Source organism: Acidibrevibacterium fodinaquatile (assembly GCF_003352165.1).
In the GTDB taxonomy this organism is placed as follows: Bacteria; Pseudomonadota; Alphaproteobacteria; order Acetobacterales; family Acetobacteraceae; genus Acidibrevibacterium; species Acidibrevibacterium fodinaquatile.
The window spans coordinates 1,097,360-1,120,337 of sequence record NZ_CP029176.1 but is presented as its reverse complement, the minus strand read 5'-3'; the positions used below and the strand labels follow the sequence as shown (position 1 = coordinate 1,120,337).

Annotated in this window: 19 protein-coding genes, 1 tRNA gene and 1 pseudogene; 9 read left to right on the top strand and 12 right to left on the bottom strand. The window is 67.6% G+C overall.

Going from position 1 to position 22,978, the window contains the following annotated elements; all coding sequences use genetic code 11:
- Positions 1-8: 8 nt before the first annotated feature.
- Genes DEF76_RS05370 through cysE form a run of 3 tightly spaced genes read right to left on the bottom strand, consistent with a single transcriptional unit; the run spans position 9 to position 2,237 of the window.
- Positions 9-1,100: a cysteine desulfurase family protein gene (locus DEF76_RS05370; RefSeq protein ID WP_114911441.1), complete on the bottom strand. Its 1,092-nt coding sequence runs from the start codon at positions 1,098-1,100 to the stop codon at positions 9-11.
- Positions 1,101-1,556, bottom strand: coding sequence for an RrF2 family transcriptional regulator (locus DEF76_RS05365; protein WP_114911440.1), 456 nt, complete (start codon positions 1,554-1,556; stop codon positions 1,101-1,103).
- 3 nt (positions 1,557-1,559) lie between these two features.
- Positions 1,560-2,237: a serine O-acetyltransferase gene (gene cysE / locus DEF76_RS05360; protein ID WP_114911439.1), complete on the bottom strand. Its 678-nt coding sequence runs from the start codon at positions 2,235-2,237 to the stop codon at positions 1,560-1,562.
- A 495-nt stretch (positions 2,238-2,732) separates the two neighbouring features.
- Between cysE and DEF76_RS05355 the strand changes: the two genes are divergently transcribed.
- From DEF76_RS05355 to DEF76_RS05345, 3 genes are all read left to right on the top strand, one after another.
- Entirely contained in the window at positions 2,733-3,398 is a 666-nt protein-coding gene (locus DEF76_RS05355) for an alpha/beta hydrolase (RefSeq protein ID WP_114911438.1), read from the top strand.
- 102 nt (positions 3,399-3,500) lie between these two features.
- Complete coding sequence (locus DEF76_RS05350; protein ID WP_114911437.1) at positions 3,501-3,842, top strand: hypothetical protein; 342 nt, start codon at positions 3,501-3,503, stop codon at positions 3,840-3,842.
- A gap of 3 nt (positions 3,843-3,845) precedes the next feature.
- Positions 3,846-4,346, top strand: coding sequence for a hypothetical protein (locus DEF76_RS05345; protein WP_114911436.1), 501 nt, complete (start codon positions 3,846-3,848; stop codon positions 4,344-4,346).
- A gap of 66 nt (positions 4,347-4,412) precedes the next feature.
- Here the strand turns inward: DEF76_RS05345 and DEF76_RS05340 are convergent, their stop codons facing one another.
- The 4 genes from DEF76_RS05340 to DEF76_RS05325 form a co-directional block, all read right to left on the bottom strand.
- Complete coding sequence (locus DEF76_RS05340; protein WP_114911435.1) at positions 4,413-6,275, bottom strand: ABC-F family ATP-binding cassette domain-containing protein; 1,863 nt, start codon at positions 6,273-6,275, stop codon at positions 4,413-4,415.
- 85 nt (positions 6,276-6,360) lie between these two features.
- A complete protein-coding gene (locus DEF76_RS05335) occupies positions 6,361-7,509 on the bottom strand; it encodes a DegT/DnrJ/EryC1/StrS family aminotransferase (protein ID WP_114911434.1) in 1,149 nt (382 codons plus the stop codon).
- A 14-nt stretch (positions 7,510-7,523) separates the two neighbouring features.
- Positions 7,524-9,437 (bottom strand): polysaccharide biosynthesis protein, encoded by a 1,914-nt coding sequence (locus DEF76_RS05330; protein ID WP_114911433.1) that lies wholly within the window; start codon positions 9,435-9,437, stop codon positions 7,524-7,526.
- A 73-nt stretch (positions 9,438-9,510) separates the two neighbouring features.
- Positions 9,511-9,596: transfer RNA gene (locus tag DEF76_RS05325), tRNA-Tyr, on the bottom strand.
- Positions 9,597-9,781: 185 nt separating this feature from the next.
- Between DEF76_RS05325 and ppsA the strand changes: the two genes are divergently transcribed.
- The 6 genes from ppsA (at position 9,782) to cysC (ending at position 17,503) form a co-directional block, all read left to right on the top strand.
- Complete coding sequence (ppsA, locus tag DEF76_RS05315; RefSeq protein ID WP_114911431.1) at positions 9,782-12,193, top strand: phosphoenolpyruvate synthase; 2,412 nt, start codon at positions 9,782-9,784, stop codon at positions 12,191-12,193.
- A gap of 17 nt (positions 12,194-12,210) precedes the next feature.
- On the top strand, positions 12,211-12,873 hold the full coding sequence (locus DEF76_RS05310; RefSeq protein WP_114911430.1) for a BON domain-containing protein: 663 nt from the start codon (positions 12,211-12,213) through the stop codon (positions 12,871-12,873).
- A 9-nt stretch (positions 12,874-12,882) separates the two neighbouring features.
- On the top strand, positions 12,883-13,839 hold the full coding sequence (locus DEF76_RS05305; protein WP_240319113.1) for a 1-phosphofructokinase family hexose kinase: 957 nt from the start codon (positions 12,883-12,885) through the stop codon (positions 13,837-13,839).
- A 120-nt stretch (positions 13,840-13,959) separates the two neighbouring features.
- The gene (locus DEF76_RS05300; RefSeq protein ID WP_114911429.1) at positions 13,960-14,730 is read left to right on the top strand and encodes a phosphoadenylyl-sulfate reductase; all 771 of its coding nucleotides are present in this window, start codon (positions 13,960-13,962) and stop codon (positions 14,728-14,730) included.
- A gap of 8 nt (positions 14,731-14,738) precedes the next feature.
- Entirely contained in the window at positions 14,739-15,533 is a 795-nt protein-coding gene (gene cysD, locus DEF76_RS05295) for a sulfate adenylyltransferase subunit CysD (RefSeq protein WP_114913688.1), read from the top strand.
- A gap of 80 nt (positions 15,534-15,613) precedes the next feature.
- Positions 15,614-17,503, top strand: coding sequence for an adenylyl-sulfate kinase (cysC, locus tag DEF76_RS05290; RefSeq protein WP_114913687.1), 1,890 nt, complete (start codon positions 15,614-15,616; stop codon positions 17,501-17,503).
- A 41-nt stretch (positions 17,504-17,544) separates the two neighbouring features.
- Here the strand turns inward: cysC and DEF76_RS19825 are convergent.
- The 5 genes and pseudogenes from DEF76_RS19825 to DEF76_RS05265 all read right to left on the bottom strand — a co-directional run.
- Positions 17,545-18,297 (bottom strand): annotated as a pseudogene (locus tag DEF76_RS19825) (CheR family methyltransferase); the annotation flags it as partial.
- Positions 18,294-19,403 (bottom strand): protein-glutamate methylesterase/protein-glutamine glutaminase, encoded by a 1,110-nt coding sequence (locus tag DEF76_RS05280; protein ID WP_456303856.1) that lies wholly within the window; start codon positions 19,401-19,403, stop codon positions 18,294-18,296. The pseudogene DEF76_RS19825 and the gene DEF76_RS05280, both read right to left, overlap by 4 nt.
- Positions 19,400-19,777 (bottom strand): response regulator, encoded by a 378-nt coding sequence (locus tag DEF76_RS05275; RefSeq protein ID WP_114913685.1) that lies wholly within the window; start codon positions 19,775-19,777, stop codon positions 19,400-19,402. Before DEF76_RS05275 ends, DEF76_RS05280 begins: the two co-directional genes overlap by 4 nt.
- A 22-nt stretch (positions 19,778-19,799) precedes the next feature.
- Positions 19,800-20,294, bottom strand: a complete 495-nt coding sequence (locus DEF76_RS05270; RefSeq protein ID WP_240319112.1) for a chemotaxis protein CheW — start codon at positions 20,292-20,294, stop codon at positions 19,800-19,802.
- Positions 20,295-20,307: 13 nt separating this feature from the next.
- Positions 20,308-22,941 (bottom strand): hybrid sensor histidine kinase/response regulator, encoded by a 2,634-nt coding sequence (locus tag DEF76_RS05265; RefSeq protein WP_114913683.1) that lies wholly within the window; start codon positions 22,939-22,941, stop codon positions 20,308-20,310.
- Positions 22,942-22,978: the final 37 nt, after the last annotated feature.

The window sequence follows — 22,978 nt, the reverse complement described above, 5'->3', positions numbered from 1 at the left end:
ATGTCGTTTCAGGCGGCGCGGCGGGCAAGACGGGCCGCCATTGCCCGATAGGCGTTGCTGAACGCGGTGATATCGGCGGCGGTCGCGCTCCAGGGCAGAGAGACCCGGATCGCCTGGCCGGCGAGATCACCGAGCCCCATCGCCGCCAGCACATGGCTCTGCGCAATTTTGCCGGAACTGCAGGCAGCCCCGGCGGAGACGGCGATGCCAGCGAGATCGAGCGCGATCACCTGGGTTTCCGCCTTGATGCCTGGGAGGGCGAGGCAGGTGGTGTTGGGAAGACGTGGGGCGCCAGCACCGCAGACGACGGCGCCGGCCTCGATCGCCGCGGCCTCGGCGGCGTCGCGCAACGGCGCGAGATCGGCGGGATCGGCGGTGGCGGCGGCGGCGAAGCCGGCGATCGCGGCAAGCGGCGGCGTGCCACCGCGCCGGCCGCGCTCCTGGCCGCCACCGACGATCAGCGGCGCCAGGCGCTTGGCGGCATCGGCGTCGAGCAAGAGCGCGCCGGCGCCGGCCGGCCCACCCAGCTTGTGGCCGGAGAGAGCGAGGCTCGCGGCGCCGAGCGCGGTGAAATCACACGCGATCCTTCCCGCCGCCTGCACCGCATCGACATGGAGATGCGCGCCAAAGCGGCGGCAGAGCGCCGCGGCCTCGGCGATCGGCTGGATCACCCCGGTTTCGTTATTGGCGAGCATGAGGGCGACGAAGGCCGGCGGCCCTTCGGCGAGCAGCGCCGCAAGCCGCGCGAGATCGGCGATCCCTTGTCGATCGACCGGCAAAATCGCCGCGTCCGGCGCCGCCTCACGCACCGCCGCATGCTCGATCGCGCTCACGATCCGCCGTCGCCCGGCGCCGAGGCCGGCGATCGCCAGCGCATTGGCCTCGGTCCCGCCCGAGGTGAAGACGAGATCGGCTGGGTGGCCGCCGAAGCGGGCGGCGATCCTCTCGCGCGCGGTTTCCAAAAGCGCGCGCGCGGCGCGGCCAAAACCATGGACCGAGGCCGGGTTGCCGGTGAGGTCGAGCGCCGCGAGTGCCGCCGCCCGCGCCGCGGGGCGAAGCGGCTCGGTCGCGTTGGCGTCGAGATAGACGCGATCAGGCATTCACGCCGCCTCGCGCGGTTGGGGTCGCGCGCGCGTGCCATCGAGGCGTCCGGCCACGACATCGGCCAGGGTGATGGTGTCCAGAAAGTGATGAATATGAAGGCAGAGCGCTTGCCACAACGCCGCGGTCGGGCAGCCCGCGGCCCCGCCGGCGTCGCCGGCGTCAAGGCAGCATTCTCCCGGCGCGCCAGCATCATCGACGGCGCGGATCACGCTCGCGACCGAGACCTCGTCCGCCCGCCGCGCGAGGCCATAGCCGCCATTCGGGCCGCGCGCCGAAACCACCAGCCCGGCGCGCCGCAGCCGCGCGAAAAGCTGTTCGAGATAGGCCGGGCTGATCCCCTGGCTCGCGGCGATCTCGGAGAGGCTGACGAGACGGGCGGGGGTTTGAGGTTCGCGCGCGGCGAGATCGACCAGCGCCATCACCGCATAGCGCCCGCGCGTCGAAAGCTGCATTGCCTAATCTCCGGCCTGTTCGCTGGTTTTGGTTTCGGCGGCAAGGCGCGCCAATCTGGCCTCGACCTCGGTCAATTCGGCGCGCAGGCTCTCGACGTCACGCAATAAGGGGTCGAGTGCCGCCTCGGCGGGCGTGCCGTAAGGATCAAAGCAGGGATCGCGGCGCTTGCGGTCGATCGGGCGGGCCGGGATACCGACGACGGTGACGCCGGCCGCAACCGGCTGCACCACCACCGCATTGGCCCCGACCCGGGCATTGTCGCCAACCGTAATGGCCCCGAGAATTTTCGCGCCGGCCCCGATGATGACGCCGTTGCCAATCGTCGGGTGGCGCTTGCCGCGTTCGGACGTGGTGCCGCCGAGGGTTACTTGGTGATACATATAGACGTCATCGCCGACCTCCGCGGTCTCACCGATGACGACCCCCATGCCATGATCGATGATCACGCGGCGGCCGATTCGAGCGCCGGGATGGATTTCGATGCCGGTGAGCCAGCGACTGAGATAGGAGACCAGCCGACCGGTGATACGAAATCCCGCGCGCCACAGATTATGGGCGAGGGCATGCCACATCAACGCATGCAGACCCGGGTAACAGAGCAGCACTTCAAGGCCGGACCGGGCCGCGGGATCCTTCTCACGGTAGGCGCGGATGGTTTCACGCAAAAAAATGAATGCCATGCGACAATTCCGTTATCACTGAGCGACCAATTCGACCTATATTGCGTTTATATGGCAGCGCTGGCGCGGGTGGTTAGCCCCCGTCGGTGCTGCAGGAACGCCGTCAACCCCCGAATCCTCGGCTCGCGCCAAGGATTCGCACGAAATGGAGGAGTAAGCCAGGAGCCCCGCGCGCAAGACCGTCCCGCCACAGACGCTCTCCCGCCGGTCATCCTGTGGTTCAACGCCGTGGCTGCAACCCAGGTGCCGGTCATCGATGGTCACCCCACTTTCCGATCTACCCTCTCGAGATTTAGTCAACGAAAGGGATCAGCGAAAGGGTCGATATCGCCGGAAGCGTCGGGATTGTCGAATTTGCCGATGGCGCGCTGCGGTAGCTTCGCGAAAACGTTTAGGATCGCTCAATAACGCAATCATAATACTTATGTCCTCGACGTGCTGATAGGCGATAAGGTTGCCGAGTATCATAGTCAGTAGAAATGGAACGCAGAGATCATGCCCGAGGTGATGTTCGCCGGCCCTGATGGGCGGTTGGAAGGCCGTTACCACCATTCGAAAGAAACCGGCGCCCCGGTGGCGCTGGTGCTACACCCGCATCCGTTGCATGGCGGGACGATGAATAACCGTATCACCTATACGGTTTATCAGTCGTTCCAGCGGCTGGGGTTTTCCACCATGCGCTTTAATTTCCGTGGCGTCGGGCGAAGCCAGGGGCGCTATGACGGCGGCATCGGCGAAATCGGCGATGCCGCGGCGGCGCTCGATTGGCTGCAGGCGGTCAATCCGAACGCTGGCGGGCTTTGGATCGCGGGCTATTCCTTCGGCGCTTTCGTCAGCATGCAATTGCTGATGCGCCGGCCGGAGGTTTCTGGCTGGATCAGCATCGCGCCGCCGGCCAGCCACTATGATTTCGGCTTTCTCGCGCCCTGCCCGTGCGGCGGGCTGATGATCCATGGCGACGCCGATGATTTGGTGCCTGAGCCCGCGGTGAGAAAGCTCGTTGATAAGCTGAACACGCAGAAGGGCGTCAGCGTCGATTATCGGGTTCTCCCCGGCGCCGACCATGTGATGGCCAATCACGCCGAAGCGATCGCCGCGGCGGTGGAGGATCATGTCGGCAAGAAAATGGTCGGCCGCCATCTTTCGATGGCCGCGGATTAGAGAGAAGAGGGCAGCGCCGTCGGCGCTGCCCACCGTGTCAAAGTCTTTTTGCTTCTTTTTTCTACGCGCCTGACCACTGCAGAGTGCAAGCCTGAGCAACATATGCCCATCACCGCCAAAGATGTCGAAGCACTTCACACCTATGCCAAGGGCGTCATGGAGCGCGCCGATCACCATGCCGGCCAGGTCAAAGGCATCGCCCTGGCTCTGCTTGGTGGCATCATCTGGCGTGGCGAGCCAAATTCCATCCGTACTCGTCCGTTCTTGGGCAGACCCGCCAACATGCTTTGGGTGACCATCGCCGGAAAGACCTACGCCTTCGCCTACAATCACGAGACCCAAAAGATCGAAATCCGCGATCGCACCCAGACCGGCAGGGTGCTGTACGCCGTCGACGACACCAATAGCGTCGCCGACATCGAGGCGTTCTTTCGGAAGCTATGACCGATGCTGGTCGCGCGCGCCCAACTAAACTTGATCCGCGAACTCCTCGCCCGTTTCGAACGGGACGACAGCGTGATGCGTCCGGTCGCCGACCACCAATCGCTATATATCGCGATCATTGCCCTCCTGCGCTCCGTCGGCCATGTCCTCGAAAAGGTGGACTGCGTTGAGCCTGGCCCGCGCGACTGGCTCAGAGCGAAATGGCCGGACTGGCGAGAGGAGAAGATTTTCAAGAACTTCATCGAGCCGAAGCGAAACGCTCTGCTGAAAGAGTTCCGGGGCGGGCTCGAACTGCAGAGCGACGCCTTCGGCTCCGTGGGCGTCGTCGCTGATCCGTCGATGCCGGACTGCGTCTCCCGGGTCGCAACCTTTGACGTTCATAAGGCCCGCGACTTCATGGGTAGGCCGGTGCTGCCACGATTGCGCGACGCCATCGCTTTCTGGGATCGCTGCCTCAAGGAAGCCGAAGAGAAAAGTTCAAGGGAACGGCGCAATAATCTCTGACAGAGTAGGTTGGAGAAGGGCGAAAGCGCCTTTTCAAAAAAGAAGTTCTTTCTTGCCCTCCTCTTTCTACCCCTCCTCCAGCGCCGAGGCGGCGGCAAGCCAGGCTTCCTCGGCTTCGGCGATGGCGTCCGCGATGGCGGCGAGGCGCTTATTCGCCCGCACGATGTCGGCCGCCGAGGTTGCGGCATAGAGCGCCGGATCGGCGAGCAGCCCTTCGATCGCTTGGCGTTCGGCGGTGAGGGCGGCGAGCCGTGCTTCCGCCGCTTGCGCGGCGCGCCGGAGTGGCGCCGAAGCGACCCTTTCATCCGCCCGGGCGCGCCGCGCGAGGCGGGCGCTGCTTTCGCGCCGCTCGCTGGCCGCGGCCGGCTCGGGCGTTGCAAGGCCAGCGCGATACGCGGCGAGATCGCCGTCGAACGCCTGCACCCGCCCATTCGCAACCAGCCATAGCCGGTCGGCGATGAGGTCGATGAGATGCGCGTCATGGCTGATCAGCACCACCGCGCCGGGAAACTCGGCGAGCGCGGTCACCAGCGCCTGCCGCGCGTCGATATCGAGATGGTTGGTCGGCTCATCGAGCACCAGAAGATGCGGCGCCTCGCGGGTTGCGAGCGCGAGCGCAAGGCGCGCCCGCTCGCCGCCGGAAAGCTCGCCGACCCGGCGCTCTACCCGCTCGGCATCGAGGCCGAAACGCGCGAGATGCGCGCGGAGAGCGGTGACGTTAGCGCGCGGCAAGACCCGCGCGAGGTGATCGAGCGGGCTCTCCTCGACCAGGAGATCCTCGAGCTGATGCTGCGCGAAATAGCCGACGGAGAGCCCGCGCGCGCGCTCAATCTCTCCTGCGAGCGGCGCGAGCCGGCCGACCAGCAGCTTCGCCAGCGTCGATTTGCCGTTGCCGTTGGCGCCGAGCAGGGCGATCCGGTCCTCCATGTCGAGGCGGAGCGAAATGCCGCGTAGCACCGGCGTCCCGTCATAACCGACGCTGACCGCATCGAGCCGCAGCATCGGCGGCGCGATCGGGCGTGGCGCGGGGAAATCGAACCGCGCCGGCGCCGCTTCCACCACCGCGACCGTCTGCGGCAGCCGCTCCAGCGCTTTGAGCCGGGATTGCGCCTGGCGCGCCTTGGTCGCCTTGGCGCGGAAGCGGGCGACGAAGGCCTCGATCCGGGCCCGCTCGCCGGCGACGCGCGCGGCGGCGCGCGCTTCCTGGGCGCGGCGCTCGGCGGTGATGCGCGCGAAAGCCTCGAATCCGCCGGGGGTCAGCGAGAGTTTGCCGCGATCGAGATGGGCGATGGCGTGGACGGCGCGATCCAGGAGGCCGCGATCATGCGAGACCACGAGGACGGCACCGGAAAAGCGCATGAGCCAGGATTCGAGCCAGAGCGCCGCTTCGAGGTCGAGATGGTTGGTGGGTTCGTCGAGCAGCAGCAGATCGGGGGCGAGAAACAGCGCCGAGGCGAGGGCAACGCGCATCCGCCAGCCGCCCGAGAAATCGGCGATCGGGCGCGCTTGCGCCGCGGCATCGAAGCCGAGCCCGGCGAGAATGCGCGCAGCCCTGGCCGGCGCCGCCTCTGCCCCGATGGCGCGGAGGCGCTCATGGATTTCGGCAAGGCGCGCCGGCGCGGCGCCTGCGCTCTCGGCAAGCAGCGTGAGCCGTTCCTGATCCGCGGCAAGCACGGTCTCGAGCACGCTGCCCGCACCAGTTGGCGCCTCCTGGCGCACCCAGGCGAGGCGGGCGCGGCCGGCGAGGCGGATTTCCCCGCCATCGGCGGCGAGTTCGCCGGCGATAAGGCGCAGCAGGGTCGATTTCCCGGCGCCATTCGCGCCGATCAGCCCGACCCGCTGGCCGGCGGCGATGGCGAGATCGGCGCGATCGAGCAGCATCCGGCCCTGGATCGCGTAGCTGACGGCGGTGATTTCGAGCACACTCATGCGGCATGGATCGCCCGCCTGGCGCCGACGATCAAGGCCCGCGCCTGGATTGGATCGGGGGCGTTATGCCAGACGCGCGCGAGACTCACCTGGCCGGCGGGGCGAGTGCCGTGCTCAGAGTCGCGGCGACGCGGGCGACGTCGTCATCGCTGAGATCGGGATGGATCGGAAGCGCGAGGATGCGCGCGGCGACCGCCTCTGAGACGGGGAGCGGCGTGCCGTCGTGATGGGCGCGATAGGCCGGCTGATGGTGGAGTGGCTTCGGATAATAGATCGCGCTCGCGATATTGGCCGCGCGCAGCGCCGCCTGCGCTGCCTCCCGCTTGGCGCCATCGGCGAGCAGAATGGCATAGACCGCCCAGGCGCTCTCGCTCTCGGGCACCCGCGCCGGCGTCTCGACGAGGCCGGCGAGCGCCCGATCATAAAGCCCGGCAAGGTGCTGGCGGGCTTTGATCTCGGCCGGAAAATGCGCGAGCTTGGCGAGCAAAACGGCGGCCTGGAGCGTATCGAGGCGGCCATTCATGCCGGTGCGCAGCACCTCGTAGCGGGTCGTGCCCTCACCATGGCTGCGGAGACTCCGATAAAGGGCCGCGCGTTCGGCGCTTTCCGTGAACAGCGCGCCGCCATCGCCATAGCCGCCGAGGGGTTTCGAGGGGAAAAAGCTGATCGCCGTCGCGTGCGCCGCGCGCCCGAGTGGCGCGCCGCCGAGGCGGGCGCCGAAGCTTTGGGCGCAATCATCGAGGGTAAAAAGCTCATGGCGCGCGGCGATGGCGGCAAGGCGCGGCCAATCCGCCGGCTGGCCGAAGAGGTCGACGCCGATCAGCGCCCGCGGCCGCAGCTTCCCCGCGGCCTTGACCGCCGCGATGCGTGCCTCGAGCGCTTCCGGATCGATCTGAAACGTCCGCGCATCGATATCGACGAAAACCGGCGTCGCGCCGAGCACCAGCGCGACCTCGGCGGTCGCGGTATAGGTGAAGGCGGGGAGAAACACCGCATCCCCCGGCCCGATCCCTTCTGCCATCAGGGCGATCTGCAAGGCGTCGGTGCCGGAGCTGACCGCGACGCAATGGGCGGCGCCGCAAAATTGCGCGAGCTGCGTTTCCAATTCACCGACCTCGGGGCCGAGAATGAACTGGCAATGCGCGAGCACCGCCTCGATGCGGGCGCGCAAATCGGGGCCGAGGCGCGCCTGTTGCGCCTTGAGGTCGAGGAAAGCGATCGGGTGCGCGGTCATGGGCCCTCGCGAAATCAGGCGCGCGCGGCGCCGGCGGCGTTATGGGAGAATTCCGGCACCAGGCGCGCAAGCAGCGCCAGCGCCTGCCCCTCCTGGCCGCGCGAACAGGCGCCGGCAAGCTCGTCAAGCGCGCGGCTGATGATAGCGAGATCGGCGGTGCGGGGGGCTGCCATCAGAAGGCCGGGATAGCGCGTCGGTTTGGGGGGCTCCTGGCCATGAAACATTTCCTCGAACAGTTTTTCGCCGGCGCGGAGGCCGGTGAAACGGATCGCGATATCGGTCTCGGGGCGAAGCCCGGCAAGCCGGATCATTTGGCGGGCGAGATCGACGATTTTCACCGGCTCGCCCATGTCGAGGACGAAAATCCCGCCCAACGCCGCTTCCGACAGCTCCGGCGCGGTGGTGCCGACGACAGCAGCCTGCAATACCAGCCCGACCGCTTCGCGCACGGTCATGAAATAGCGCCGCATATCGGGGTGGGTCACGGTAAGCGGGCCACCGGCGGCGAGCTGGCGCTGAAACAGCGGCACCACCGAGCCGGTGCTGCCGAGCACATTGCCGAAACGCACGGTGATGCAGCGCAGGCCGCCGGCTTTTTCGCGCCCGGCGAGATCGAGGGCCTGGCAATACATCTCGGCGAGCCGCTTTGCGGCGCCCATGACGCTGGTCGGGTTGACCGCCTTGTCGGTCGAGATCTGCACCATCACCGTCGCCCCGGCGGCGCGCGCGGCATCGGCGACGTTGCGGGTGCCGACGGCGTTGCTGAGCAGCCCCTCGAGCGGATTGGCTTCCACCATCGGCACATGCTTGAGGGCGGCGGCATGAAAAACGAGGTCGGGGCGGAAACGTTCGCAGACGGCACGAAGCCGCGCCGCGTCGCGGATATCGGCGATCAGGGTGCTGCGGGCGAGCGTCGGATGCGCGGTTGCGAGTTCGAGATCGATCTGCCAAAGCGCATATTCGCCATTGTCGAGGAGGGCGATTTCCGCCGGCCCGAACCCCGCCACCTGGCGCGACAGTTCGGCGCCGATGCTGCCGCCGGCGCCGGTGATGAGCACGCGGCGGCCGGCGATCAGCCGGGCCATGCCGTCGCGATCAAGCGGCACCTGTTTTCTGTTGAGAATATCCTCGATGGCGATGGGGCGGAGATCGAGCCCGGCTTGCGCGCGCGCTGTCGAGGCGGCGGCGAGACGGGTGGGGTCGGGGGCGCGGCGAACCGCGAGCCCGGCGCGATCGGCACACTCGAGGAGATGGCCGAGGGTCTCGCCCGGGAGATCGGTGGTGACGACGAGAAAGCGCGGCGGGGTTTCGGCGGCAGCCAGTTTTTCGAGAATCTGCTCGGTCTCGGCGATGGTGCCGAGGATCGGCTGCCCCTGGATCCGCCGCCCGGTCTGGCGGGCCGAGGGCGCGAGCAGGCCGAGCACCCGATAAAGCGCGCCGCGCCCGCGCCCGAGCGCGCGGAGGAAGAGATCGGCCCCCTCGCCATCGCCGACCAGAAGGATCGGCACCGCATCACCCGCCTCACCGGCGCGGCCATCGCGGCGGTCACGCCAGAGACGATAGGCAAGACGGGGGACGGCGAGCAGGGTTGCGAGCGCCAGCGCGTGAATGGCGGGGAAGCTCACGCTCGGCAGCGCGAGGCCGGCGGCCAGGAAGAGCAGCGCATAAAGCCCGGCCCCGAGAACCGCGCTGCCGGCGATCGCGCGCATATCGCCAAGGCCGGCAAAGCGCCAATACTGCGTCGCCAAGCCGAACGGCACCCCACCGGCGATCAGCGCGATCGCGCCGGCCGCGATCGCGAAGCCGGAGGCCAGTGGCTGCTCGGGGCGCGCGAGCCAGAAAGCGAGCGGCACCGCAAGCGCGCCGAGCGCGCCATCGAGCACGACATTGACCAAAAGCCGGACCAGCGAAGGATTACGCACCGCCATCCCCCGCCCTTAGAGCATTCTCCGGCCAAACGGAACTGCTGGCGCGTGACGACCGCCGGTTGCGGCGGAGACATGGTGGAGGGGGTTGGATTCGAACCAACGTAGGCGTGCGCCAGCGGATTTACAGTCCGCCCCCTTTAGCCACTCGGGCACCCCTCCAGGTCTTTCAGCGGTGATCGAGTAGGGCCAAAGCGCCGGGCTTGTCAATCGAACCGGCAGCGAGCGGCGGCGCCGCCGCGCGGGCTTGATGCAGATCAACGATCTTCCTGCAAACATTGGCTATTTTTCCAAAATCCGGCGATGCCGCGAAGAAACGCACCCCATCGGGCGAAAGCGAGGGAACCATGTCCGAAAACACGCCGCTCGTTCGCTGGTTCGCCGATTTGCGCGCAAGCGACGTCGCCGAGGTCGGCGGCAAGAATGCCTCGCTCGGGGAAATGTATAGCCGCCTCAGCACCGCCGGGGTGCGGGTGCCGAACGGTTTCGCGCTCACCGCCTATGCCTATCGCGAGGCGCTCGCCGCCGCCGGCGCCGAGGCCAAGCTGCGCACAGTGCTCGATCGCCTCGCTATCACCGACATTGCCGCCCTCGCGCGGGCCGGCGCCGCGGCGCGCCGGATCGTCTATGAGGCGACCGGGACCGCGACCCTCCGCGCCGCCATCGCGAATGCTTATGCCGAACTCGCGCGCGAATACGGCCCGGACGTCGCGGTCGCCGTCCGCAGCTCCGCGACCGCCGAGGATCTGCCCGAAGCCAGCTTCGCCGGCCAGCATGAGAGCTACCTCAACATCGTCGGCGAGGAGGATCTCTTCGAGGCGTGCCGCCGCTGTTTCGCCTCCCTGTTTACCGATCGCGCCATCGTCTATCGGGTCAATAACGGCTTCGACCATTTCAAGGTCGCGCTTTCGGTCGGGGTGATGAAAATGATCCGCGCCGATGCCGCCGCGAGTGGCGTGATCTTCACGCTCGACACCGAATCCGGCTTTCGCGACGTGGTGTTCATCACCGGCTCTTACGGGCTTGGCGAAAACGTCGTGCAAGGCGCCGTCGATCCCGACGAATTCTATGTCCACAAGCCGAGTTTTCGCGCCGGGCATCGCGCCGTGCTGCGCCGGACGCTCGGCAGCAAGCAGCTCACCATGGGGCTCGCCCCCGGCCATTTCGGCGCAACGACCCGGAACCTGCCGACCGAGGCCGCGAAACGCCTGCGCTTTTGCCTCAAGGATGAGGAAGTGCTCGCACTCGCCGCCGCGGCGCTCGCCATCGAGGCGCATTATTCCGCTCAGGCCGGCCATCCCCAGCCGATGGACATCGAGTGGGCGAAGGATGGCGAAGGCGGCGCGCTCTTCATCGTCCAGGCCCGCCCCGAGACCGTCGCCGCGCGCAAGAGGGCGGGGAGGCTCGACACCTATACGCTGCAAACGCGCGGCCCCGTCTTGGTCACCGGGCGGGCGGTCGGCGAGAAGATCGCAACCGGCGTTGTCCGCGTGGTCACCTCGGCCAAGGATCTGGAAATTTTCCGACCGGGCGAAGTTCTCGTCGCCGCGGCGACCAACCCGGATTGGGAGCCGGTGATGAAAACCGCCGGCGCCATCGTCACCGATCACGGCGGACGCACCTGCCACGCCGCGATCGTCGCGCGCGAACTCGGCGTCCCCGCGGTGGTCGGCGCCGGGGTCGCGACGGCGGCGCTCCATACCGGCGATACCGTCACCGTCTCCTGCGCCGATGGCGAGGTCGGCACGGTCTATGCCGGCGCGCTCGCCTTCGAGGTCAGCCATGTCGATGCCGCGGCGCTGCCGCTTCCGAAAACGCCGATCATGGTCAATCTCGGCAATCCCGATCTCGCCATTAAGACGGCGATGCTGCCGAGCGCCGGGGTTGGGCTCGCGCGCATGGAATTCATCATCAACGAGCATATCGGCGTCCATCCGATGGCGCTCGTGCATCCGGAGAAGGTCAGCGACGCCGAACGAAGCCGCATCAGCGAACTGAGCCGCAACGATCCCTCGCCGCAAGCCTTCTTCATCCGCGAGCTGGCCGAGGGGATCGGGACCATCGCGGCGGCGTTTCATCCCCGGCCGGTGATCGTCCGGCTCTCCGATTTCAAGAGCAATGAATACGCGGCCCTGCTCGGCGGCAGCGCCTTCGAGCCCAAAGAGGCCAATCCCATGCTCGGCTTCCGTGGGGCCGCGCGCTATGCGCATCCGGCCTATGCCGAAGGCTTCGCCCTCGAATGCGCGGCCTTGCTGCGCGTCCGCCGCGAGATGGGTCTCACCAATCTGCTCGTGATGGTGCCGTTTTGCCGCCGCGTCGACGAGGCGAAAACCGTGCTCGCCGAAATGGCGCGCCACGGCCTGCGGCGCGGCGAGGACGGGCTCGAAATCTATGTCATGTGCGAGATCCCGAACAACGTCATCCAGATCGACGCGTTTTCTGAAGTCTTTGATGGATTCTCGATCGGCTCGAACGATCTGACCCAGCTCACGCTCGGCGTCGATCGCGACTCCGACATCGTCGCCTTCGATTTCGACGAGCGCGATCCCGGCATGCTGGAGATGCTGCGCCTTGCCGTCACCGGCGCTGCGCGCAATCACCGCAAGGTTGGCATCTGCGGCGAGGCGCCGGCGAATTACCCCGAAATCGCCGCGTTTCTCGCCCGCCTCGGCATCGGCTCGATCAGCGTCAATCCGGCGAGCCTGCTCCGCACCCTCGCCATCGTCCATGATGCCGAACAAACCGCCAGCGCAACGTGATTGTGGAGTTTCCGACCATGTCCGATCATAGGGATGACCTCGTTCTCGACGGTCTCGTGCGGGAAGAGCTGGAATGGGCGCCGCACGTCGATGCAACGAACATCACCGTCCATGTCCGTGACGGCATCGTCACCTTGGGCGGCTTCGTCGCGAGCTACGCCGAGAAAAAAGCCGCCGAGCGCGCGGTCTGGCATGTCCGCGGGGTGCTCGGCCTCGCCCAGGACATCGAGGTTCGCCTCAACCCCGAGGCCCGCCATTCCGACGAGGAAATCGCCCACCGCATCGCGAGCATCCTGCGCTGGGACGCGCGGATTCCCGAGGGGCGGATCCAGGTCAAGGTCGAGGCCGGGGTCGTGACCCTGATCGGCGCGGTCGATTGGCGATACCAGAAAGAGGATGTCGAGGCGCGGGTGCAGCCGCTCGCCGGCGTGGTTGCGATCAAGAACGAGATCGTCGTCCGCCCGCCCCGAGGCGCCTCCAATATCAACGACGCCGTGCGTCGGGCGCTGGCCCGCCACGCCGAGATCGACGCCTCGCGCATCACGGTCGTGACCCAGGGTGGCGAAGTCACGCTCGCCGGCGAGGTGCGGAGCCTCGCTGCCCGTCGCATCGCCGAAAATGCCGCCTGGTCGGCCACCGGGGTCGAAAATGTGATCGACCGGATGCGGGTCGTGCCCTGAGCCGATGCCATGCCCCTGACGCCACCCCGCATCGTCACGTGGACCCTCAATCCAGCCGTCGATTTCGTCTCCACCGCCCCGGTGATCGCCGCGACCCACAAAATCCGCACCCATGACGAGCATGTCGATCCCGGTGGCGGCGGCGTCAATGTCGCGCGCGTCGTGCATGCGCTCGGCGGCGAGACGCTGGCGATCTTTACCGCGGGCGACGTGACCGGGCGGTTTCTCGACGAATTGCTCGAGGAGGCCGGGGTGCCGCGCCATCGCGTGCCGATCGCCGGGCGGACGCGGGTTTCGTTTACCTTCCGCGAAGAGACCAGCGGGCGCGAATATCGCTTCGTGCCGGAAGGGCCGACGCTGTCGGACGCCGAGTGGCATGCCGCCCTCGCCGCTCTCCCGGCGGCATCAGAGCACTATGTGGTCGCGAGCGGCAGCCTGCCGCGCGCGGTGCCGGTCGGGATTTATGCCGAAGCCGCGCGTCTCGCGGCGGCGCGCGGCCAGGCTTTCGTGCTGGATACCTCCGGCGAGGCTCTGCGCGCCGCGCTCGGGCATGGCATCACGCTTTTGAAGCCGAGCCTGCGCGAACTCGAAACGCTGGTCGGCCGCACCCTTCCCGATCCGGCGGCGCAGGAGAAGGAAGCGCTCGCCCTGGTGCGCAATGGCGCGGCGCGGATGGTGGTGGTGACGCTCGGTGACGCTGGCGCGATCCTGGCGAGTGAAGCCGGCGTCCTCCGCCGCCAAGCGCCGCCGGCCGAGGTCCACAGCGCGGTGGGCGCCGGCGATGCGTTTCTCGCCGCCATGGTGCTCGCCTTGGCGCGCGGGGCTGCGCCCGAGGATGCGCTCGATTGGGGGCTTGCCGCCGGCGCCGTGGCGATCGCCGGGATCGGCACCGCGCGCGTCACGCGCAGCGCCGTCGAACGGCGCTATGCCGCCTTACGCACCAAAAGCGCCGCAGGATCGGCTTAATAGCGATGAATTTCTGTTATTTATAAATACATACACTAATTTGATATATTATAAAATTTCACCTTGTGCGTTAGTGAAATTGGGGCTAAATGCCGGCCTCCCTGTCGCCGAGCCACCGCCATGCCCCCGTTTCTCCCCACCCCGCCTCACCCGCTGCCCGTCGCGGCCGCGCGCGATACCCCGCTCGACGGGATTGCCCTGCTGCGCCACGCGCTCACCGTCGCTTTTGTGGGCCGCATCGCCGTGGTCTCGTCCTTTGGCGCCGAATCCGCCGTGCTGCTTGCCCTCGTCGCCGAAATCGATCCGGCAACCCCGGTCCTGTTCCTCGAAACCGGCCAGCATTTCCCCGCAACCCTCGCCTATCGCCGCGCGCTTGCGGCCCATCTCGGCTTGCGCGACGTCCGCGATATTTCCCCAGATCGGGAGACATTGGCGCGCGACGATCCGGATGGAACGCTTTGGCATTTCGATCCCGATGCCTGCTGCGCCCGGCGCAAGGTCGCACCCCTCGCCGCCGCGTTGGCGCCGTTCGATGCCTGGGTCAATGGCCGCAAGCGTTTTCAGGCGGCAACCCGCGCGCGCCTGCCGTTCATCGAGATCGCGGCGGGCAAGGTCAAACTCAACCCCCTCGCCGACTGGGACGCCGCCCGCATCGCCGCCGAATTCACCGCCCGCGCCCTGCCCCCGCATCCGCTGGCCGCGCGCCAATATCGCTCGATCGGCTGCGCCCCCTGCACGCGCGCGACCGCGCCCGACGAGGATCCCCGGGCCGGGCGTTGGTCAGGACAAATTAAGACCGAATGCGGTATACACGTCCCCGGCGCCCCGCTATCCGATCGGGCCGCGGCGTCGTCGATGAGCCCTTCCAGCGAGAGACACCACCCCGAATGACCCCGGATATGACCGATCTCGACCATCTCGAGAGCCAAAGCATCTTTATCCTGCGCGAGGCCTATCAGCGCCTCAAGCCGCTCGCCATGCTGTGGTCGCTCGGCAAGGACTCCAATGTCTGCGTCTGGCTGGCGCGCAAGGCCTTTCTCGGCCAAGTGCCGTTTCCGGTGGTGCATGTCGATACCGGCAAGAAATTCCCCGAAATGTACGCCTTCCGCGAACGCTACGCCCAAGAATGGGGGCTCGATCTGATCATCGGCACCTGCCCGCCGGTGGAGGAGATCGATCCCAGCCTGCCGCCGGCGGCGCGCTCGGCGGCGCGCAAGACGGCGGGCCTCGCCGCCCTCATCGAGCGCCACCGCTTCGCCGGCGTGATCGCCGGCATCCGCCGCGACGAGCAGGCAACCCGGGCCAAGGAGCGCGTCTTCAGCCCGCGTGGCGCGAGCCACCGCTGGGATGTCCGCAACCAGCCGCCGGAATTCTGGGACCAGTTCGTAACCCCGCTCGAGGATGGCGCCCATGTTCGCGTCCATCCCCTGCTCGCCTGGCGCGAGATCGATATCTGGCGCTACATCGCGCGTGAGAAGATCCCCGTCGTCGATCTCTATTTTTCTCGTGACGGCAAACGCTATCGCTCGCTCGGCGACCAGGACATCACCTTCCCGGTCGCGAGCACGGCCGGCACGGTCGAGGACATCATCGCCGAGCTTCATGCGACGCGTGAGCCCGAGCGCGCCGGCCGCGCCATGGACCATGAATCAGAGGACGCCTTCGAGCGGCTGCGCGTCGCCGGGTATCTCTGAGCGTGCACGGCAAGGAGCCCTCCATGAACACCGAATTCGATCCCGCCCCGGCCGTCACCAACCCGCCATTTGCTGGCGAAATGCCGACCCCGATCGTCATCGTCGGCCATGTCGATCACGGCAAATCGACGTTGATCGGCCGGCTTTTGCACGACACCGATAATCTCCTCGCCGGCAAATTCGACGCCGCCCGGCTATCATCCGAAAAGCGCGGGCTCGGCGTCGAATGGTCGTTCTTGCTCGATTCCCTTCAGGCCGAACGCGACCAAGGCGTCACCATCGATGCGACGCGGCTGCCCTTCACCCTCGGCGGGCGTGGCTTCGTCATCGTCGATGCCCCTGGCCATCGCCAATTCCTGCGCAACATGATCACCGGCGCCGCCGGCGCCAGCGCTGCCGTTCTCGTCATCGACGTGACCGAGGGGGTGCGCGACCAGACGCGGCGCCACGCCATGCTGCTCCGCCTGATCGGTGTCGCAGACGTGATCGTGGTCTTGAACAAGGCCGACCTGCTCGATTTCGACCGCACCCGCATCGACGCCGTCGCGAGCCAGCTCACCGCCCTCCTCACCCCGCTCGACATCACGCCGCGCGCCGTCATCCCGGTCTCGGCGCGTCATGGCGACAATATCGCAGCGCCTTCGCCGCATCTCGCCTGGTATCGCGGCCCGACCTTGACCGAGGCGCTGGCCGCCCTGCCACGCCCGCTGCCCGCGACCGCGGGGCCGCTCCGCCTCTCGGTCCAGGACGTCTATCGCCAGGGGGAGCGGCGTTTCGTCGTCGGGCGCATCGATAGCGGCCGGCTCGCCGCCGGCGATACCGTCGCGATCGGCGCCGCCGGCCATCGCGCGACGATCACAGCACTCGCCGGCTGGCCGACGCCGCCAGCGCAAAGCGCCGGCGCCGGCCAATCGGTTGCACTGGAGCTGGCGCCGGAGGTGGTGGTCGCGCGGGGCGATCTGCTCTATCACCCGAACGCTGCCCCGCTGCGCGCCCGGCGCCTGGCGACACGGATTTTCTGGCTGCGCCAAGAGCCGTTGCGCTTGGGCGAGAGCTTTCAGCTCCGCCTCGCGACCGCCGAATACAAGGTCCGGGTCAGCGCCATCGAGCGGGTGGTGCGGATCGATGATCTCTCGGCCGAGGCCGGCACCGAAGTGCCGCCGGAGGGCTTCGCCGACATCACCCTGACGGCGGCCGAGGAGGTGCTGTTTGATCCCTTCCGCCCCGAGGGCGGCGGGCGCGGCGTTCTGGTCGACGGGCATCAGCACATCGTCGGCGGCGCGCCCATCCTTGGCATCGCCGCCGGGCGCGAGCACGTCTTCCCGCTCGACGCCGCGGTCTCGCATGCCGCGCGCGCGGCGGCGAAAGGCTATCGCGGCGCTGTGTTCTGGCTCACCGGCTTGCCTGGCGCCGGCAAATCGACGCTTGCCCGCCAGGCCGAGCAGCGGCTTTTCGCCGACGGTATCGATGCCGTCGTGCTCGATGGCGACACGCTGCGCACCGGCCTCAACGCCGATCTCGGCTTCTCGCCGCGCGAGCGCGAGGAGAATGTCCGCCGCACCGCCGAGGTCGCGCGGCTGATGGCCGATGCCGGGCTCGTCGTCATCGTTGCGTTGATCTCACCGCAAGCGGCGATGCGCGCCGAGGCGCGGCGGATCGGCGGCGATCTGTTCCACGAAATCCACATCGCCGCCGACGCCGCGACCTGCGAGGCGCGCGACCCGAAAGGGCTCTATGCCAAGGCCCGCGCCGGCGTTTTGCCCGGCTTCACCGGCATCGATGGCAGTTATGAAGCGCCCGCCAAGCCTGATCTCAGGCTCGATACCGGACGGCTGTCGGTGACGGCGGCGGCCGAGGCGTTGATCGGCTTCATCGCCGAGGCGATCGCCCCCAAAGTCTTGCCCGGCGGCGAGGCTGCGCCGGCGGGAGCCGAGGCGGCAGGAGAGGCGCCGGCCATGGCGCGCCTATAGACGCCATGGCCGCCGGGCGCGGCGACGAGGCGCTCGGTCAGGCCGAGAATGGTCTCCGCGCCACCGAGATAGAGCACGCCATCCGGCGCCAGCCGCTCGGCGATCGCCTCCAAAACCCGGCTCTTGGTCGGCTGGTCGAAATAGATCAGCACATTGCGGCAAAAAATGGTGTCGAACTGGCCGAGCGGGCGGAGATCGGCGAGCAAATTCCACTCCCGGAAGCTGACCATGGCGCGCAGCGGCTCGACGATCCGCCAGCCCTCCGGCTCCTTGCGGAAATGCTTGACCAGAGCGGTCATGGGCACGCCGCGCTGGACCTCGAACTGGGTGTATAGGCCGGCGCGCGCGCGCTCGAGCGGCTCGCGCGCGATATCGGTGCCGATAATCTCGACCCGCCGCCCGCCGAGCAGCGCCTGGCTCTCGGCCGCGATCATTGCCAGCGAATAGGCTTCCTGCCCGGTCGACGCCGCTGCCGACCATACGCGAAGCCCGGCGCCGGGCGGACGGGATGAAACAAGCTGCGGCAGAACCTGGTTGCGAAAATGCGCAAACGGCTTGTCATCGCGGAAAAAGAACGTCTCGTTGGTGGTCATCGCCTCGACCACCGCGGCGGCGAGCGCGGCATGGCCACCGCTGCGCAGAGTGAGCGCCAACGCCTCGAGATCGACGAGATTGTGCGCGCGCAGCAGCGGCGCGAGGCGGGTTTCCAGGAGATAGGTTTTGTCCGGCCCGATGGCGAGACCGGAGCGGGATTTGAGCAGGCTCGCAAAGACCTCGAATGCCGCCGGTGTCATCGTCTGATCATCTCCAGAACCTTTGGCGCGATGCGCGCAAGTGGCAAAACCGCGTGGCAGAGTTTGGCCTGGGCGATAGCACCGGGCATGCCCCAGACGACGCTCGACTCCTCGTCCTGGGCGATCGCGGCGCCACCAGCGGCGACCACGGCGCTGGTGCCCTCGCGCCCGTCATGGCCCATACCGGTCAGCATCACGACGAGCACGCGCCCCTCGCAGGCGCTGGCGGCGCTCTGGAGCATGGGATCGACGGCGGGGCGGCAGAAATTGACCGGTGGATCGGTGCTCAGTCTCGCCCTCAGGGTGGTGGCGTCGCGCTGGATCAACAGATGGCGGTCGCCGGGCGCGAGATAGATATGCCCGGGCTGCAGCGCCTCGCCATCCCGCGCCTCGGCACACGGCATGCCGCCGAGGCGGCCAAGATGCTCGGCAAGGATGGGGGTGAATGTCGCCGGCATGTGCTGGGTGAGCACCACCGGCACCGAAAGCGCCTTCCCGAGGGCGGGGATGAGCGTGAACAAGGCTTGCGGGCCGCCGGTGGAACTGCCGATCGCGAGCAAGCGGGGCGGGCGCGCAAGCCCCGGACGAAGCGCGACCGGCGGCGCGGACGCTGACGGCGCCGGCCGTGCCCCGCTCCGGCGCAGGCGGACGAGGCCGCGGATCTTGGCGATCAGTTCGCGGCGGAAGCTGTCATCGGCGATCATCGCAGTCGACGGTTTGGGCACGTAATCGGCCGCCCCGAGACGGAGCGCCCGAAGCGCGATCTCCGCCCCCCGCGTCGTCAGCGTCGACGCCATGATGACCCGCAATCCGGGGTCGGCTTCGAGCAATTGCGGGAGTGCTGCCATCCCGTCCAGCACCGGCATTTCGATATCGAGAATCAGGACGTCAACCGGCGTCGTCGTGGCCAGGCGCCGGATCGTCGCCACCGCCTGCGCCCCATCGCCAACCCGGGCGACGACGGCGAAATCGGGTTCCGCCTCCAGCATCCGCGCGAGAGCGCCGCGGATGACCAGAGAGTCGTCGCAAATGGCGACACGGATCTTCGCCTCGCCGCCGTTCGTGGCCGGCCGGGGCGTCGCTGCCGTCGTGCTGGCGGCGATCAAAGCAGACCCACCTGGGCGAATTTTCCGAGCAGGATCCCCTCGTCGAACGGCTTCATGATGAATTCCTGAGCGCCACTCTCGATCGCCTGCTCGATGAAACTCATCTCGGTTTCGGTGGTGCAGAACACCACCGTCGGCCGGTCAGGGCCGAACTCCTGGCGTAGGGCGCGCAGAAATTCGATGCCGTTCATCACCGGCATGTTCCAGTCGAGCAGAATGACGCCGGGCAAATGTCGACGGCAGGCCTCCAGCGCCTGCTGGCCATCCTCGGCTTCTTCGACGGCGAATCCTTGGGTTTCCAGAATGCGTCGCGCGACCTTACGCACGACGCGACTGTCATCGACGACGAGACAGACGCACCCTTCAGCGGTCATCGGCATTCCCTTCGCTGGTCACTTATTGAACCGGGGCCAAAGCAAGGATGCGCGCAACGTCGAGCACCACCATCAGCCGGCCGGAAAGCCGATAGATGCCGCGGCTGTGATTGGCCCAGACCGGCGGCAATGTCGGCGGATTACGCTCGAAATCGCGCCCCGAGAGACTGAGAACCTCGCTCACCTGATCGACGAGGAAGGCGTAGAGTTCGCTGCTCTGCTCGGTGACCACCGCCATCCGTGCCGCCTCCCCCTCGACCCGCGGCAGGCCGAGGCGGCGACGAAGGTCGATCGCGGTGACGATGCGCCCGCGCAAGTTGAGGCTGCCCGCGATCTCCGCCGGCGCCAGCGGAATCCGGGTGATGTTCTGTGCCGACAACACGTCACGCACCATCAAGACCGGAATGCCGCAGAGCTGATCGGCGAGGGTGAGGGTAACGAAAACCTGCTCGCCGCTCGTGTCACCATCATAGGCGCTCTCATCCGCGCGCGGTCTTTCCATCAGGGTTGCGCTCATCGGTTTTCTTTCCTCACTGATCCACCATGTGACCGAGGCATTGCCGCAGGCTGTCGAGCAGCGCCTCACGTTGGAATTTGGCGACGTAATCGGTGAATCCGGCGTCGCGGCCGGCTTCGATGTCGGCCGGCTCGACACGGCCCGAGAGCGCGATCATCGGCAGCGACGCCCAGGCGCCGCCATCGCGGATCTGGCGGGCGAAAGCGAGACCATCCATGTCCGGCATCACGATGTCAGAGATGATGGCATCGATCTTGACGCCCGACTCGCGCAGTTTCAGCGCTTGCGCGGCACTCGCGGCGGCGGTGACGCGATAGCCCGCGGCGGCGAGCGAGGGCACCAGCAATTGGCGGAAGAAATCGCTGTCCTCGACGATGAGGATATGCGGCGCCGTCGCGGCCGCATCCGTGCTCGAGCCACGGAACCAGTCCTGCTGCGCCGCGCGCAGCCAGTAATCGATGTTGATGACGTCGGTCGCGCGGCCGGCGATCACCGCCGTCCCGAGCAGCCCCGGCGCTTCCGTTCCGAGTTCGATGCGCAGCACCTCGTCGACGACATCGACGATCTCATCGACCATCAGCCCCATGCTGTGCTCGCCGTCGCTGAACACCAGCACCGCCTGGGTCTCGCCCTCGCTGCGCACGCCATCGAACGCGACCAGCGGCATCAGCCGGCCGCGATACTGCGTCACCATCTTCCCCGACGAAGTCTCGATCCGATCGCGAGGAATGTCCTCGAGGCGGGCGACGAGGCCGAGCGGCACCGCTTTCGGCGCCGCATCGCCGGCGCGAAACAGCAGCATCGCGGTGCTCGATGCGGACGTCGCATCCTCGACGGTCTCGGCGATCGGTTTGCGCTGCTCGCCGCCGCTGCCACTGCCGGTCGCGCGGGCGATGCCGTTGGGGTCGAGGATCATGATCACCGAACCATCGCCGAGGATCGTATTGCCGCTGAACATGGTGATGTGGCGGAGAATCGGCGCGACCGGCTTGACCACGATCTCCTCGGTATCGAATACCCGATCGACGATGATGCCGAGCAGGCTGGAGCCGACCTGGGCGACGACGATGTAAAGCTCGCCCGCGCGCTCCTCCGCGCGTCCGAGTTCGAGAAGATCGCGAAGATTGACGAGCGGCAGGAGCCGGTCGCGCAGGCGGAGCACTGGCGTTGCGTTGATCCGCTCGATCACCGGCTGATCGCCATCGGCGCTCCCTTCGCTGCTGGCGCGAACCAGTTCGACGACGCTGATCTGCGGGATCGCGAAACGCTCCCCGCCAGCCTCGACGATCAGCGCCGAGACGATGGCGAGCGTTAGCGGAATTTTGATGGTGAAGGTGCTGCCCTGGCCGGCGATGCTTTTGAGATCGATGGTGCCACCGATCCGCTCGATATTGGTTTTCACCACATCCATCCCGACGCCGCGGCCGGAGACCGCGGTGATGCTGGCGGCGGTCGAAAAACCGGCATGGAAGATGAACCGCTGCACCTGGCTCTCGCTCATCGCAGCGAGTTCGGCTTCGCTCGCGAGGCCTTGCGCCAGCGCCTTGGCGCGGATGCGCGCGAGATCGAGGCCGCGCCCGTCATCGGCGATTTCGATGATGATGTGCCCGCCTTCGTGGAAGGCGTTGAGCGTGATGTGGCCGGTTTCCGGCTTACCGGCGCCGCGCCGCTCCTCCGGTCGCTCGAGGCCGTGATCGGCGCTGTTGCGCACCATGTGGGTGAGGGGATCCTTGATCAGTTCCAAGACCTGGCGGTCGAGCTCGGTATCGGCACCGATCATCACGAGATCGATTTTCTTGCCGAGTTCATGGGCGAGATCCCGCACCAGCCGCGGCAGCTTGTTCCAGGCATTGCCGATCGGCTGCATGCGGGTTTTCATCACCCCCTCCTGAAGATCGGAGGTGATGTGCGACAAGCGCTGCAGCGGCACCGCGAAGGCACTGTTTTCCTGGGTGCGGGCGAGCTGGAGAAGCTGGTTGCGGGTCAGCACCAGCTCGCTCACCAGGGTCATGAGATGTTCGAGCACGTCAACGCCGACGCGGATGGTCTGGCCGGCGACCACCGCCTCGCCGCCCTCGCGCGGCGCCTCCGCCGCCGGCATCGGGGCGGGCGCGGGGGGAACGGGCGTGGGTGAGGGCGCGGTCATGACCGGCGGGGCTGGCGTCTCGCCCGGCGCAGGTTCGGGCTCGGGCGTGTCGGCCGCGCTCACCGGCGCACTCTCGGCCGCGAGGCTTGGCGCCGCCGCCTCGGCGGCAGGCGCGGCGGCGAGACGCCCGGCAGCGGCGTCGTCGAGTGCGGCGATCAAGGCGCTATCATCCCCGGCCGGCTCGGCCCCGGTCTCGGCGAGGCCGGCGAGGATCAGCTTGATCCGGTCGAGCGAGGCGAGAACGGCGCTGACGATATCGCTGCTTGCGGCGAGCTTGCCGTCGCGCACCTTGCCGAGTACGTTCTCGCCGGCATGGGCGACACGTTCGAGCCGCGGCAGACCGAGAAAGCCGCACGTGCCTTTGATCGTATGCACGAGGCGGAAAATCAGCGACAAGGTCTCCTGGTCGTCGGGCGCGCGTTCGAGCTTCACCAATGCGACATCTAGTTCGGCGAGGCTCTCATTGGTTTCGGTCAGAAAGTCGACCAGCAGATCGTCCATCAGCTTCTCCTTCCCCGGCATCCGGCGTGTGACGCCT